The organism is Roseobacter sinensis, assembly GCF_025755255.1.
GTDB classification, from domain to species: domain Bacteria; phylum Pseudomonadota; class Alphaproteobacteria; order Rhodobacterales; family Rhodobacteraceae; genus Roseobacter; species Roseobacter sinensis.
The window spans coordinates 120,994-135,715 of sequence record NZ_JALIEB010000006.1 but is presented as its reverse complement, the minus strand read 5'-3'; the positions used below and the strand labels follow the sequence as shown (position 1 = coordinate 135,715).

Genomic DNA, 14,722 nt, shown 5'->3' with positions numbered 1-14,722 from the left:
CGTATCAGACCGCGGCTGACCTGTCAGGCGGGGTCGACTGAGATGATGGTGCGCCTGTCACAGCCCGTAGTGATGCCAAGGGGGCCCTCCGGTCATCGGACGGCCCCTGGCTTGGATCTTGGTTACTGCGCAGCCCCGCGCACGGCATCCGCCGTGCCCTGAATGAAGGCCAGAATGGCCTGCACGTCGGCCTCGCTCAGATGCGCGTCGAACCGCGGCATGCCGTTGTGAATGCCCGCACCTTCCAGCACCCAGACATCGGCGTTGACCAGCGTTTCGGATGCGGAATAGCCCAGATTGGGGATCGCGCCACCATTGTTCACGCCGGGCACCCCGTGGCAGAAGAGGCAATTGGCAACATAGGTTGCCAGACCGGCCTCGACCTGGGCGCGATCATAGGGCACACCCGAGACAAGCTCGGTCCGGTCCGACATCTCGAAGCGCGGCATTTCTGCCGTCCCACCGACGCGGAATGTAAAGACACGCCCCGGGCCGACCCGTTCAGTTGCGCGTTGCATCAGCCCGTAGACACCGCCCCAGCCCACGGCAATGGTCACATACTGCGTTCCGTCCTTCTCCCATGTCATTGGTGCGGCCACCACACCCGAGGTCACGGGCGTCTGCCAGAGCGTCTCGCCGGTGGTTGCGTCATAGGCGATGAACCGGCCATCGGCAGTGCCTTGGAACACCAGATTGCCAGCTGTCGTCAGCGTGCCGCCGTTCCAAGGCGAGACATATTCTGCACGCCAGGCCTCGCGTTGATTGACCGGGTCCCAGGCCAGAAGATGGCCAAAGGGCGTCGCCTCGGGGGCCACCACATTGAACAGGTAGCCGAGGTTCCACCCCATTCCCGACATTGTCGACATCGGCTGGTGCGAGTTGAGTGACCAGCCCGGATCGGTGGATTGCACAAGCGGCACGCCCTGCGCGGGGATGTAGACCAGCCCGGTGTCGGGGTTGAAGCTCATCGGGTGCCAATTGTGCGCCCCGTAGGCTGACGGGACCGTCTCGAAGGGCTCGTCCTTCGAGCGCGCCGCCGGGTTTTCGATGGGCCGCCCGCTGTCGTCATAGGCCTTGGCCCAAGTCGTCTCGACGAAGGGCTCCGCCGAGATGAAGCTGCCGTCCGTGCGGTCGATCACATAGAAGAACCCGTTCTTTGGCGCCTGCATCAGCACCTGACGCATCTCGCCGCCGATCTCCAGATCCGCAAGGATGATGTGCTGGGTCGAGGTATAGTCCCAGGTGTCGCCGGGCGTGTTCTGGTAGTGCCAGACATACTCTCCCGTATCGGGATTCAGCGCGACGATGGAGGCAAGAAAAAGGTTATCTCCGCCCGCCGGGCTGCGCAGATGCTGGTTCCACGGCGAGCCGTTCCCGGTGCCGATGTAGAGCAGGTTGAGCTCGGGATCGTAGGCCATCGCATCCCAGACGGTCCCGCCACCGCCCGCCTCCCAGTAGTTCGCGGAGGCGTCCCAGGTCTCTGCGGCCATTTCCATTGCGTCATTCTCGAAGGGCTTCGAGGGATCGCCCGGCACCGTGTACCAGCGCCACGCTTCTTCGCCAGTGGTCGTATCATAGGCGGTGATGTAGCCCCGCACGCCGTACTCGGCGCCCCCATTGCCGATGATCACCTTGCCGTTGATGATCCGCGGCGCGCCGGTGACGGTGTAGGACATCTCGCGGTTTTCGATGGTGTCGACTTTCCAGACCTGCTCGCCCGTCGCCGCATCAATGGCATGCAGATAGCCGTCGAAGGCGCCCACATAGACCTTGCCGTCATAGACCGCCACGCCGCGGTTCACCACGTCGCAGCAGCCGCGCGAGGCGAATTCGCCCGGCACTTCGGGGTCATAGACCCACAGCGGCGCGCCCGTGAGCGCATCGAGCGCGTGCACCACGGACCACGAAGCGGTGACATACATGACCCCGTCGACAACGATGGGTGTCGCCTGCACTCCGCGTCGCGATTTCAGATCGTAGGACCACTCCAGGCCCAATTCACCCACGTTCTCGGTCGTGATGGCGTCGAGCTGTGAATAGCGCGTCTCGGCATAGTTCAGACCGTAGTTCAGCCAGTTTCGGTCATGGCTGTCGTTTTCGATGATGGCGGCGGTATCGATGGGCCCGACGGCGGCCCTGATCTGCTCCTCGGTGATGGTTTGCGCCTGTGTCATGCTGGCCGTCGCGGCAATCGCTAGCGCACAGTAAAGTCGCATTGTGCTGGTCCTCCCTTTGGTTGTCGATGTTGTCAGGCGGTCGTTTGCGTGCTCAGCCCAAGCTCCTCGATCATGGCGTCACGCATCACGAATTTCTGCGGCTTCCCGGTCACCGTCATGGGCAGCGCATCCTTGAAGCGCACCACCGCGGGCACCTTGTAGTGTGCGATTTTGTCACGACAGAAGGCGCGCACCTCCTCTTCGGTCGGGCTTGTCCCCGGTTTTGGCACGATCCAGGCTGCGACGATCTCACCGAACCGGTCGTCGGGAATGCCGAACACCTGCACCTGGCTGACGCCGGGATGGGTATAGAGAAACTCCTCGATCTCGCGGGGCGAGATGTTCTCGCCGCCGCGGATGATCATGTCCTTCACGCGGCCGGTGATGTTGCAGTAGCCGTCGGCGTCCAGCCGGGCCAGATCGCCCGTGTGCATCCAGCCGTCGGCGTCGATCGCTTCGGCCGTCTTTTCCGGATCGTCCCAATAGCCCTGCATCACTGAATAGCCGCGGGTCTGCAGCTCGCCCTCGGCGCCCACCGGCACGACATGTCCCGCCTCATCGACAATGCGAACCTCGAGATGCGGTTGCACGCGCCCGACAGACGACACGCGTTTGTCGAGCGGCGTGTCGATGCTCGATTGGAAGGACACCGGGCTGGTCTCGGTCATCCCGTAGGCAATGGTGACCTCAGACATGTTCATATCCTTCTGCACCTTCTTCATCACCTCGATCGGGCACGGTGAGCCTGCCATGATGCCCGTCCGCAGGTGACTGAGATCGAAGATGGAGAAGCCCTCATACTCCAGCATAGCGACGAACATCGTCGGCACGCCGTAAAGTGCCGTGCAGCCTTCGTCGGATACCGTGCGCAGGGTGCTCTCGGGGTCGAACCCCTCGCCGGGTACGACCATGACCGCCCCCTTGGTGACGCATCCCAGCGTGCCCATGACCATGCCGAAGCAATGGTAAAAGGGCACCGGGATGCAAAGCCGGTCCGCCTCGGTCAACGCCATGGCGGCCGTGACGAAATTGGCGTTGTTGACGATGTTGCGATGGGTCAGGGTCGCCCCCTTGGGCAGGCCCGTGGTGCCGGAGGTGAATTGGATGTTGATCGGATCGTCCGGGTCGAGTGCCGCGGTTATGGCGTCAAGCCGCGACTGTGGAACGGCCGCCCCCCGCGCCTCGATCTCGGCAAAGCTGAAGCAGCCCGGATGCGGGGCATCCCCGCAGACAATGACGGATTTGAGGTCGGGCAGATCGCCGGCGGTCAAGGCGCCGGGTGCGGCGCTGGCGAGCTCGGGCGCCGCATCGCGGATCATGCCCACGTAGTCCGAACTCTTGAAGCGTTCCGCGAGGATCAGCGCCTTGCAGCCGGTCTTGCGCAGCGCGAATTCCAGCTCGAAGACGCGGTAGGCCGGGTTGATGTTCACAAGGATCGCGCCGATCCGCGCTGTTGCAAATTGCGTCAGCACCCATTCGGGCCGATTGGGCGCCCAGATGCCCACGCGGTCCCCCGTCTCGATGCCGATCTCAAGCAGCCCGCCGGCCAGGGCATCGACGCGCTGCGCAAATTCGCTCCAACTCAGGCGGAGGTTCTCGGCTGGGAAGACCGCCGCTTCGGCATCCGGGCGCGCCGCCACACACTCCGCCAGCAACGCCGGGATCGTCTGATCCAGAAGCGGTTCCTCGCGCGGACCGGCCACTTGTGACAAGCCACCCAGAGGTGTTTGGCCAAGCTCCCCCGTGGCCATCGCAGCATAGGTCTTCGCCATGCCGTCCTCCCATGGTCTAGGCCGCGTCTTCGCGGCTCTCAGTTGATTGATAGGGCTAATCCCTATCGGTCTTCGAAATCTTGGACTTTTGCGCCATCCGCGCATGGGCGCGCGCGTGATAGTCGCGTGGCGTCATGCCGATCCGCCGGCGAAACCCGCGGTTGAAGTTCGACAGATCCCGAAAGCCGGCCTCGTAGGCAAGCGCGGCGATGTTCCCATGCGCGCTTGGCAACCGCTCGAGATGCTCTAGGACAAAACGGTAGCGCTTGGCCCGCAAGACCTCGCGAAAACTGGTGCCGCGGTCGTGAAACACCCGCTGGAGCTGGCGCGGTGAAAGGCCGATCTGCCCGGCGAGCCACGGCAGCGACAGGGCCTCATACCCGAGGTTGAGGTCCATGACCTCCAGCGCCAGCGCATAGCGTCCGGCACTGCTTTCCAAAGCCATGTCTTTCAGGCCAACGCCCGGTCGCGCAAAGGCATGGTGGACCAAGTCGAAGAGCAGATCAGCGCGGCCGGTCGTCCCCCTGCCCTGCAGGACCTGCCCCAACCGCCGCCGCAGCAGGCGCGAGGCCAGCGTGCCGCGCGTCAACGCCCCGCCAATCTCCGGCACCGCGCCGCGTTCATTCAAAAAGGACTGCCGCGGCAGGTGAAAGGACAGAATGCGGCGCTGGTCGTGCAGGTTCTGCAGCGTGCCTTCCTTTGTGGAGTCGAGCAGGATGCAGTCGCCCGCCTCCAACACCGTATGCTGCCCGTTGTGGTCGACGCCCAGGCGGCCATCGACCTGCATCACCAAAAAGATGTGTTCTGCGTCATCCTGTCGGATACCGCGGCGGTCGCGGACGATCCTGTCAATGTCGTCGGAGATATCTGCCACATCCAGCGTGCCGTAGGCGCGCACCGCGACGCGCCCCGCAACACGGTCCTGCCCCCTGTTCGGGACGCCGAAATAGCTGCCGCATATGGCCGCCAGGTCGTCGTTCCAAACCTCAAATGGCGTCGCAGCGCTCACTTTGGTTGTCCTCCCACCCTATAAGGATAGAAATTCAGCGCCATAGGTAAAGAGTGGCGTTGCTGCAACCAGAGCCCCGCGCGTCGAAATATCTTCAGCCACCTTCAGCAAGACCATCATCGCGGGGCATCATTGCTCAAACTCCGGGTCGCCCTGCCCGACTGATCCGCCATAGTCGCAGCGCAATCATCATCGACGGAGTTATCTCATGGACTTTCAAATCAAACCGCTGCCCCTTCGCGCCTTCGCCCATCTGTTCGACCTCTCGGATGAGGCGTTGGCAGAACAGAACGCGGTGCGTCAGGTCGTCTCGTCGAAGCCCGGCACACCCTGTCGCGTCAGCATGCAAGACGCGGAGGTGGGCGAGACCGTCATCCTGCTGAACTATGAACACCAGCCGGGCAGCAGCCCTTACAAGGCGTCCCACGGCATCTTCGTGCGCGAGAACGCCGCGCAAGCCCATATCGCGACGAATGAAGTGCCTGAGGTCATCCGATCACGCCTTGTATCGCTGCGGTGTTTCGATCGGGATCACATGATGATCGATGCGGATGTCATGCCGGGCGACGCGCTGGCCGATGCGATTTCCAGAGCCTTCGACGATCAGACCGTGGCATATGCTCACATCCACAACGCAAAGCCGGGCTGCTTTGCCGCCGCGGTCGAGCGTGTGGTCACGTAATTCGAAACCGTAAAGCGGTCCGCTCAGGTGTTTTGGGCTCAGTGCCCGGACCACCTGCCACACCTGCAGCGCGGACGCCCCGCTTCAATACCGAAGAGATCTGTCACGACTGGTCCGGAGCGATCGCTCGATAGCTCGCAACCCGCCGCAGGTCGCTGAGCACAGGCACGAGAAAGGACAGGGTGAAGGCCGCGACCACAAGGTGCAGCCCGGAGGTCACACCGAACTGGCTGGCCCAAACCCCTCCGACGAGTGCGCCGACGGGTCTCACACCATAGATTGCTGTCTGGATGACGGCGTTGACCCGGCCCAGCATCTGTGGCGGTGTCACCAGTTGGCGCACCGAATTCTGGGCCACCAGCCACATCGACGGGCCAAACCCCAGAAGGAAGAACATAGCATACAGCCAACGCGCGGCGGTGTCCGGCCCGATCACCAGCAGACCCGCTGCGGCAACCGCCGAGCTGCCGGGACCGAAGAGCAGGATCACCGAAGGGCGTAGACGGTTCGCGACCCGGCCGCTGAGCCACGACCCGCCGATCGCCGCGAGGCCAAAGGCGGACAAGGCAATGCCAAAGCTGCCGGGATCCAGCACGAAGAGATCCGCAATCGCAGGCACCAGAACCACCAAGAGGGCTGCAAACGCGAAGTTCCAGCAGACCGCGCAGAGCGAAATCGGCAAGAGCAGCGCATGACGCATGACAAATGAGCCGCCCTCCAGAATGGTTTGCAGAACCGCCTGGCCCGGTGTCGCGCGGCGTTGAAACCTGGGCAGCGAGCAGGACATCAGAAAGGCAACGAGAGAGCCGAGGCTGGCCGCCAAAAACAGCGTCCAGCTGGGGACGTCAGTGATGATCAGTCCAAGCAACAACGGGACGACAAAAGAGCACATTGCTCTGGGCACCTCGATGGCGGCGTTCGCGCGGCCCAGCCCATCGGCCCGCGCGACTTGCGGAATGATCGACAGCGCCGTCAAACCAAACAGCACAACGCCAAAGCCCGCCAGGGTGATCGCCATGCCGAACAGAACAATGATCTGCAACAGCACGCTGACCGTGGCCAGGGCGAAGCCCGATGCCGAGATGAGCGCCGAGGCCATCGCAAGGTGCCGCAACTGCCGCTTGTCCACGAGGAGCCCAAATGGAACGGACCCCAGCAGATGGGCGGACGACTGGCAGGCCACGAGGGTTCCGATCACTGCAGGGGACGCATCAAAAGCCAAAGCCGCGATCAGCGGGACAGAGACAAGTGCGACCTGATCGGCGAAATGCGTGCCATAGGCGGCACCGGACAAACGGCGTATGACAGACATGCGGCGACCTCGTAACTTTGCGCTCGAGGGTGCAGCGGCGAGGCCTTCCTTTCGACCCGATCCTTGCGCAATGACCGCCAGCGCCTGTCTGACGCGTGGCTCAGCGGTCAGGTGGCGGCGGGTACCTGAGGCGTCCGCTCACCTCTTGCACCTGGGCTAGGGTTCCTTTGAGATGATGTCGTTCCCGCGCTGCCGGACGATTGGATAAGCCCAGTTCAGCTTGCCTGCTTTCCGCGCTGACTGATCGGACAGGTCCTTGCACAAAACCTCGACCACAGGTCAGGCCGACATTCTGCAAGACGGTCTCGTCACAGGTCGCGCAAGCCGGGATGAGTGAGAAGAGTTTTCCCGGCGGCTTTCGGACGAGATGGGCATCAGCCCGGCGCAGTGTCTGGAACGGTTGCGGGGCAGTCCCGCCGCATCGCTGCTCCACCGCGGCGATGCTCCCCTGACGGTGGTCCAGAATGACGCGGGCTTTTTTGCTGCCGAACACATCCCGCGAGCGTTTCGGCGATGTCTCGGCGTGTCTCCCTCGGCCTGCGCGGAAAAATTCGCGACAAGTGAGTCCTGCGCGGCAAGTAGCAAGGGCTCATGTGCAGAGACGTGGCCGCTGTGGCTCCGGCTGACAAAACGCCACGGATGCGCCCAGGTCGGCTGCTGGATGCCAATTCTCTCTACGTAGAAAAGCCGTAGGGCGCGCTGGGGATCAACTTGGCGAGTCTCGGGTTTGAGCACCCGACGAAATCCTGTCGCATCGCTCGCCAGACCGCGGTTTCGCACGGGCCTTTGACACAAGTCTTCTGCCTTGAGACTACCGGATGACATCGGCGACGGGCACTCAGCGAGCCAAGCCGGACATCCACCCCCTCCTCCTCTGCGGCAGCACCCCCCCGAGGCAGCCGCGGCTCGAACGCGCGGTATCGTCATGCGACGAATGGCTCCGACGCGGCAAAGCCGACCTTCCTCACATGCGCAGACGGAAGGTCCGATAGGCCGCAAAGAAGCCGCTCAATTCAGCAGGACTGGACTAACATAGCCGTCCGGTTTCACGGCCAGGACCGGGCATCCCAGGCTGTTGATGATGTTTTCGGCGGTGTTTCCGATGAAGACACCGCTGACGCCCGTCCGCGCCACGGTGCCCATCACGACAAGATCGGCATGCAGGGTGCGGCTTTGCGCTTCGATGACCTGCTCCGGTGCGCCGCGTATGAGCTTCGGCAAAAGAGGCGGGCCAGGTCTGTTGGGGTCCTCGACCGACGCGATGAAGCGGTTCATGGCCTGCCGGCGACTCTTGAGAACCTCCTTCACGTACCGATCCGAGGAGAGCCGCGCGTCCATCCCGCTGGTAAAGGCCCAGACAACGCCCTCGCCGACGGCATCCCAGGCGTGAAGCACGATGACCTGCGCCTCGGGCCCACGGGCGATTCCACGCGCCACATCAACGACTTGCCGGTTCAAGGCCGTCAAGGTTTCAGGTTCGGCCACATCCTCGGAATCGAGGTCGACTGCCGCGAGAACACGCCGCGGCGTGACCGGCGCGGCTGGCATCTGAAGCCAGACAGCACAGGGGCACTTCCGCAAGAGATGTTGGTCCGTGCTGGCATAGAGGAACCGACTGGCCCCCGACAGCGGGTCGGCGGCCTTCACAACCAAATCGCTGTCGGTCTCGGAGACCTTCCGGATGATCTCGAGAAAGGGTTTGCCGAGGGCGATATGCGGCTCGATCTGCCGATCCGGAAACATGTCCTTCAATCGCGCCCGGATCGTCGCGCGCTTCTGGTCGAGAAGATGTTTGGTCAGCGTCTGCCGGTCCGAGCGGGTCAGGCGCGCGATGATCCCCATGTCGTTTGGCGGCTCGACGCAGGCGAGAACCTCCAGCGCGGCACCATGAGCCTCTGCGAGCGCCACAGCACTGCGCAAAGCCACTTGGGCATAGCTGTCGTCCGTAACCGCAAGAATACGGCGGAGGCGGAGACCTTTTGATGTCATGCTGGCAGTTCCTTTTGACCTTCGGGATCTTCGATAACCGGCCGCGCGGCAAGCGCCTCGCCCGCGATCATCCGGGCTGCTGCATAGGCCGCATCGCGGTAGGGCATCAGGACAAGGTCGGCCCGGTCAGAGGCAAGGCGCGCGGCCGTCTCTTGCAGGTGCGCTGCGACGGCGATCTTGCCGTCATAACCAAGATCGCGGACCGCCTTCAGCAGCGCGTGGCGGGGATCGTCATGTGAAAGGCCGGTCGCGTGTTCGGGAACCGCCATGACCAGCCACTCCGCGCGCGCCAGCGGCAGATGCGCCAGAAATTCGGGGTCGGTTGCATCACCGAAAACGGCCTCCTGGCCCATCTGCCGTGCATGGCGAACCGCATCGGGGCTGAAATCCACGCCGAGGACCTGTTTGCCGCCGTCCTGCAGCGCCGAGGCGATCCCGAGGCCGTAGCGGCCGAGCCCGAAGACGATCGCATCATATGGCCGCGCCATCTCCGCGCTCTCCTCCTGTTCCGCCCCGGCCGATCGCCGCTCGAACGGACCAAGCAGCGGCTCGAAGGCGCTGTAGAGCTGGTGCGAGAAGGTGATCATGTAGGTGGAGGCGGCAATGGTCACGAGCCCGACCAGCGTCACCAATCCCAGGGCATCTTCCGAGACATGACCGATCGCCACGCCCATCGCCATGAAAATCAAGGAGAATTCGCTGATCTGAGCGACGGTCAGCCCTGCCAGGAAGCCCGTCCGCTTGCGATAACCCATGGCGCCCATGATCGTCAGCACGATCAACGGATTGCCGATCAGAACGAAAAGCGACAGCACGATGGCCGGTCCGACATTGGTGCCCAGAACGGACAGATCGAGCGAGGCCCCCAGTGCGATGAAGAAGAACAGCAGAAGGAAATCGCGCAAGCTCGCAAGCCGTGCGGAGATGGCCTCGCGGAAGTGGGTCGAGGCCAGCGAAACGCCGGCGAGCAATCCGCCGAGTTCCTTGCCAAAGCCCAGGTAGTGTCCGATTGCAGCGAGAAGGGCCGCCCAACCGATGGCGAAGGACACCAGAAGCTCGGGCGCGCGCGCAAGGCGCTCGACGACCGGCGTTGCGACGTATCGGATGACCACAACCACGAAGACCAGCATCGCCACCCCGTAGCCCAGGACGATCAGCACATCGCCGACGGCGCCATCACCCGTGGCCGCGCCACCAACACCGATGGCGGCCAGCGAGATCATGGCCACCACAACGACCACATCCTGCACAATCAGAAAGCCCAGTGCGATGCGCCCGTGCAAGGCATCGATCTCGCGCTTGTCCGACAGCAGCTTCACAATGATGATCGTCGAGGAGAACGTCAGGGCGATGGCGACGTAGAGCGCCGTCAGCGGAGGTATCCCGAGCGCGAGCGCAATCAGGAAACCGAAAACCGTCGTGAAGATCACCTGGCCGAGGCCGGTCACCAGCGCGACGGGCCCCAATGTCCTGACAAGATTGAAGTCGAGCTTCAGGCCGACGAGGAAGAGGAGAAGCGCGATCCCCAACTCGGCCAGAAGATCGATCTGCTGATGCGATTGCGCGATGTCCAGCACGGACGGCCCCGCAAGGATGCCGACGGCGATGAAACTCACGATCAGCGGCTGACGCAGCATCAGGCCAATAAATCCGACCCCCGCCGCTAAAACGAGCAGCGCCGCGATCTCGTAAAACAGATACCCCTCGATTGCCTCTGTCATGATCCACCTTCTCGACTCGCACGTCGTCCGACACCCAACCGTCGAAAGCTCAGATCTCCATCACGACACGCCCCTCGATCTGGCCCTGTTCCATCCGGTCGAAGATCCCGTTGATGTTGTCGAGCCGATCCGTGCTGTAGTGCGAGGCGACCTTGCCTTCGGCCGCAAACTCCAGCGCCTCGACCAGATCGTTTCGCGTGCCCACGATCGACCCGCGGATGGTCTTCCGCATCAGCACGACCTCGAAAATCGGAAGGTCGAAGGCGCCGGGTGGCAGACCGACGAGGCTCATCGTGCCGCCCCGGCCCAGCATCCCGACGGATTGGGCAAAGCTGTCGCGCGAGACCGCAGTGACCAGAACGCCTTCGACACCGCCGCCTTTCTGAAGCTCGGCTGCCGCATCGGTTGTGGCGGAATTCACCGTCAGATCCGCCCCGAGCGACGCGGCCAAGGCAAGCTTCTCATCCGAGATATCCACGGCGATGACGTGAAACCCCATCGCCTTGGCGTATTGCACTGCCAGGTGCCCGAGACCGCCCACGCCGACGATTGCGACCGTCTGACCGGGGCGCGCATCGGTTTCCTTCAACCCTTTGTAGACCGTGACCCCGGCACACAGGATCGGTGCGGCGGGCGAAAACTCGAGGGCACGCGGGAGGTGCCCGACATAGCCCGGATCGGCCAGCACATATTCCGCGAACCCGCCATTCACGCTGTAGCCGGTGTTGGACTGATCGGGGCAGAGTGTCTCCCACCCGCCCACGCAGTGCCGGCAATGGCCGCAGGCCGTGTGCAGCCAGGGCACGCCGACCCGGTCGCCTTCCTTCACGGACGTCACGCCGCGGCCCACCTCCGCGACGGTACCGACGCCCTCGTGCCCGGGTATGAATGGCGGTGTCGGCTTCACGGGCCAGTCACCGCGCGCGGCGTGCAGATCGGTGTGACAAACGCCACAGGCCTCGATCTTCACGACGACCTTGCCGTCTGACACGGTCGGTCGCTCGACCTCTCGGATGTCGAGCGGCTGCGTAAAGTCGGTGACGACGGCGGCTTTCATGCTGCCCATTTCGGTTAGCTCCTTTTCTGGGTTTCAGGGGGATTTGGGTCGATGCCTTGGCTGCGCGATCGCAGTGCTCGGACAACCTGCTTTTCGACCTCCAGCAGCAGCAGGAGGACCGGGCCGACCGCGAGGATCATGAGCCCTTGCGCCACGCCGATGGGGCGCGTGTCGAAGAAGAGCTCCATGAAGGGTGCATAGGTGAAGGCCAGTTGCAGAGCGGTCACCGCCGTGATCGCGATCAGGACGGGCGGTGTGCCGAGCATCGCCTTCAACGACAGCGACGAGGAGTTCAGGAATCTGACGGAGAAGAGATAGAAGATTTCCATCACGACCAAGGTATTGACGGCGACGGTCCGGGCCTCTTCGAGGCTGGCACCGCGATCCATCGCATGGGTGAACATGCCGAAGATGCCGAGACAGAACAGCAGCGAGACGAAGCCGACGCGCCAAAGGACGAAACGCGACAAGATCGGCTCGTCGGCAGGTCGCGGCGGACGGCGCATGATATTCGGCTCGGCCGCTTCGAAGGCCAAGGCCATGGCCAGCACGACCGAGCTGACCATATTGACCCAGAGGATTTGCACCGGCGTGATCGGCAGCGTCAGCCCGAGCAGCAGCGCGATGATCAGCGCCAGCGCCTCCCCGCCGTTGACCGGGAGCAGGAAGACGATGGCTTTCTTGAGATTGTCATAGACCGTGCGCCCGGACCGGACCGCCGCCGCAATCGTCGCAAAGTTGTCGTCGGCCAGAACGATCTCCGCCGCCTCCTTGGCCGCTTCGGTCCCGGTACGGCCCATGGCCACGCCGATGTCCGCCCGCTTGAGCGCAGGTGCGTCGTTCACCCCGTCACCGGTCATCGCCACCGTCTGGCCCATCGCCTGCAAGGCCTCGACCAGCCGCAGCTTGTTTTCGGGGCTGGTGCGCGCAAAGACATCGACCTGCAGCGCGCGCGTCCTCAGCGCAGCGTCATCGAGGCAGTCGATTTCGGCCCCGGTCAGAACCTCGGTGCTGCGCTCAAGGCCCAACTCGCGCGCGATCGCCATCGCCGTGCCTGCATGATCGCCGGTGATCATCTTCACCCGGATGCCGGCCGATTGACACTCGGCGACGGCCGCGACCGCCTCGTCCCGCGGGGGATCGATCAGCCCAACGAGCCCGAGGAGCGTAAGGCCGCCCTCCACCGCAGAGAAGGTCAGCCTGCGCCTGTCCGACACATCGGACCGCAAAGCAATCGCGATGACGCGCTGGCCGCGTTCCGCAATCTCCTGCGCACGCCTCGTCCAGTAGTCGGGGTCGATGGGTTGGGCGCCATCCTCCTCGCCATGCGCGCTCGTGCACATCGGGATGATCCGTTCCGGCGCGCCCTTCACATGGATCGCTGTTCCGCCTGCGTGGTCATGGTGCAGCGTGGCCATGAACCGATGCTGGGCGTCGAAGGGAATGGCATCGGTCCGCGGGTTGGCCTTGCGCAGGGCGTCGAGATCAAGCCCCGCCTTGCAGGCAAAGGTCAGAAGCGCACCCTCCATCGGGTCACCGTCGATGCGCCAGTCGCCATCGGTCATCGCGAGATCGGCGTCATTGCAAAGCGCGGCCCCGAGCGCGACATCCGCCAGAAGCGGATAATCGGAGGCCGACACCTCCCGCTCGCCGAGGCTTATGCCTCCTACGGGGGCATAGCCCGCACCGGACACCGCGAAGAGCCGTTTTGCCGTCGCGACTGACGCAACCGTCATCTCGTTGCGGGTGAGCGTGCCGGTCTTGTCGGAGCAGATCACCGAAACCGACCCCAGCGCCTCGATGGCCGGCAACCGCCGCACGATGGCCCGCCGCTTCGCCATCAGCTGTACCCCAATGGCGAGTGTCACGGTTAGGATCGCAGGTAGCCCTTCGGGAATGGCCGCGACTGTCAACCCCACGACGGCCATGAAAATCTCGCTGAAGGGCAGCCCCGCACCGAAGAACCCGAACGCGAGGATCAGGGCGGCAAGGGCCAAAATGACAACGGTCAGACCGCGGGCAAAGACCTCCATCTGTTTCAGCAGCGGCGTGGTCCCCGTCTCGACCGACTTGAGAAGGCCGCTGATCCGCCCGATCTCCGTCGCGGCACCCGTTGCAACCACAAGGCCCTGCCCCCTGCCCGCCGCAACCAGCGTGCCGCTGAAGGCCATCGATCTGCGATCGCCCAAGGCCGCATCGGCCGGGACGGGGTCGGCCCCTTTCTCGACGGCGACGGACTCGCCGGTCAGCACAGCCTCCTGGACGCGCAGGCTGTTCGTTGCGGTCAATCGAAGATCGGCGGGCACCCTGTCGCCAGGCTCCAGCAGAACGATGTCGCCAGGAACCAGGGCTTCGGCCGGAACGGTATGGCGCCGACCGTGTCGCAAGACGCGGGCATCCGGTGCCAACATGTCGCGAATGGCAGACAACGCCCCTTCGGCGCGCCCCTCCTGCACGAACCCGATGACCGCATTGACCAGAACGACCGCCGCGATCACGAGCGTGTCGACAAGATGGCCCAGGGCTGCAGTGACGGTTGCGGCCGCAATCAGCACATAGATCAGAAGGTTATGGAACTGTCGCAAAAACCGCGCCAGGGGGCCGGGGGGCTTTGGGGCGGGCAACCGGTTGGGTCCGTGGCGCTTGCGCTGCTCCGCGGCCTCGGCCTCGGTCAAACCCTCCGAGCCGACGCCGAAGGCCTTCAGTGCGTCGGCCACGGGTCGGCTGTGCCACGGCGTACCGGAGCTGTCCTGCCGGATGTAATCGCCGCGGGTCTGATTGTCTTTCATAGGCCCTCAATCCTGTTGCGCCTGTTGTGCCGGCGTTGATCTTCGACCGCGGTGATCCCGCGCCGTGGCTCCGATAGAAGGAGGCATCGCACAGCCGGAGCCGCGCGAGTTGCGCTACATCAATCGACACGGTCTTTGAAAACGGCCCGGCGCGGTGTCAGCGCGACCGGACCGT

General features: G+C 64.0%; 9 protein-coding genes and 1 pseudogene. 2 read left to right on the top strand and 8 right to left on the bottom strand.

Annotation, left to right across the window (positions count from 1 at the left end; genetic code table 11):
- Positions 1-122 precede the first annotated feature (122 nt).
- Genes MUB52_RS11405 through MUB52_RS11395 form a run of 3 tightly spaced genes read right to left on the bottom strand, consistent with a single transcriptional unit; the run spans position 123 to position 4,997 of the window.
- Positions 123-2,216 (bottom strand): PQQ-dependent dehydrogenase, methanol/ethanol family, encoded by a 2,094-nt coding sequence (locus tag MUB52_RS11405; RefSeq protein WP_263844349.1) that lies wholly within the window; start codon positions 2,214-2,216, stop codon positions 123-125.
- A gap of 32 nt (positions 2,217-2,248) precedes the next feature.
- Positions 2,249-3,988 (bottom strand): AMP-binding protein, encoded by a 1,740-nt coding sequence (locus MUB52_RS11400; RefSeq protein WP_263844348.1) that lies wholly within the window; start codon positions 3,986-3,988, stop codon positions 2,249-2,251.
- Positions 3,989-4,043: 55 nt separating this feature from the next.
- Entirely contained in the window at positions 4,044-4,997 is a 954-nt protein-coding gene (locus MUB52_RS11395) for a helix-turn-helix domain-containing protein (protein WP_263844347.1), read from the bottom strand.
- Between the two features lie 208 nt (positions 4,998-5,205).
- Between MUB52_RS11395 and MUB52_RS11390 the strand changes: the two genes are divergently transcribed.
- A complete protein-coding gene (locus tag MUB52_RS11390; RefSeq protein WP_263844346.1) occupies positions 5,206-5,679 on the top strand; it encodes a DUF1203 domain-containing protein in 474 nt (157 codons plus the stop codon).
- 103 nt (positions 5,680-5,782) lie between these two features.
- On the opposite strand, the gene MUB52_RS11385 is transcribed toward MUB52_RS11390, so the two are convergent.
- A complete protein-coding gene (locus MUB52_RS11385; protein WP_263844345.1) occupies positions 5,783-6,991 on the bottom strand; it encodes an MFS transporter in 1,209 nt (402 codons plus the stop codon).
- Between the two features lie 355 nt (positions 6,992-7,346).
- Here MUB52_RS11385 and MUB52_RS24065 point away from each other — a divergent pair.
- Positions 7,347-7,673 (top strand): annotated as a pseudogene (locus MUB52_RS24065) (helix-turn-helix domain-containing protein); the annotation flags it as partial.
- A 326-nt stretch (positions 7,674-7,999) separates the two neighbouring features.
- Here MUB52_RS24065 and MUB52_RS11380 read toward each other — a convergent pair.
- The 4 genes from MUB52_RS11380 to MUB52_RS11365 are packed head-to-tail and all read right to left on the bottom strand — an operon-like array spanning position 8,000 to position 14,547.
- A complete protein-coding gene (locus MUB52_RS11380; protein WP_263844344.1) occupies positions 8,000-8,980 on the bottom strand; it encodes a universal stress protein in 981 nt (326 codons plus the stop codon).
- The gene (locus MUB52_RS11375) at positions 8,977-10,701 is read right to left on the bottom strand and encodes a cation:proton antiporter (RefSeq protein WP_263844343.1); all 1,725 of its coding nucleotides are present in this window, start codon (positions 10,699-10,701) and stop codon (positions 8,977-8,979) included. The genes MUB52_RS11380 and MUB52_RS11375 overlap by 4 nt, the downstream gene beginning before the upstream one ends.
- Positions 10,702-10,750: 49 nt before the next feature.
- Complete coding sequence (gene adhP, locus MUB52_RS11370) at positions 10,751-11,767, bottom strand: alcohol dehydrogenase AdhP (protein WP_263844342.1); 1,017 nt, start codon at positions 11,765-11,767, stop codon at positions 10,751-10,753.
- Positions 11,768-11,772: 5 nt separating this feature from the next.
- Positions 11,773-14,547 (bottom strand): HAD-IC family P-type ATPase, encoded by a 2,775-nt coding sequence (locus MUB52_RS11365; RefSeq protein ID WP_263844341.1) that lies wholly within the window; start codon positions 14,545-14,547, stop codon positions 11,773-11,775.
- Positions 14,548-14,722: the final 175 nt, after the last annotated feature.

Coding starts and splice junctions, on each gene's coding strand:
- MUB52_RS11405 (WP_263844349.1), bottom strand. CDS start 2,216: ATGCGACTTTACTGTGCGCTAGCGATTGCCGCGACGGCCAGCATGACA.
- MUB52_RS11400 (WP_263844348.1), bottom strand. CDS start 3,988: ATGGCGAAGACCTATGCTGCGATGGCCACGGGGGAGCTTGGCCAAACA.
- MUB52_RS11390 (WP_263844346.1), top strand. CDS start 5,206: ATGGACTTTCAAATCAAACCGCTGCCCCTTCGCGCCTTCGCCCATCTG.
- MUB52_RS11385 (WP_263844345.1), bottom strand. CDS start 6,991: ATGTCTGTCATACGCCGTTTGTCCGGTGCCGCCTATGGCACGCATTTC.
- MUB52_RS11380 (WP_263844344.1), bottom strand. CDS start 8,980: ATGACATCAAAAGGTCTCCGCCTCCGCCGTATTCTTGCGGTTACGGAC.
- MUB52_RS11375 (WP_263844343.1), bottom strand. CDS start 10,701: ATGACAGAGGCAATCGAGGGGTATCTGTTTTACGAGATCGCGGCGCTG.
- adhP (WP_263844342.1), bottom strand. CDS start 11,767: ATGGGCAGCATGAAAGCCGCCGTCGTCACCGACTTTACGCAGCCGCTC.
- MUB52_RS11365 (WP_263844341.1), bottom strand. CDS start 14,547: ATGAAAGACAATCAGACCCGCGGCGATTACATCCGGCAGGACAGCTCC.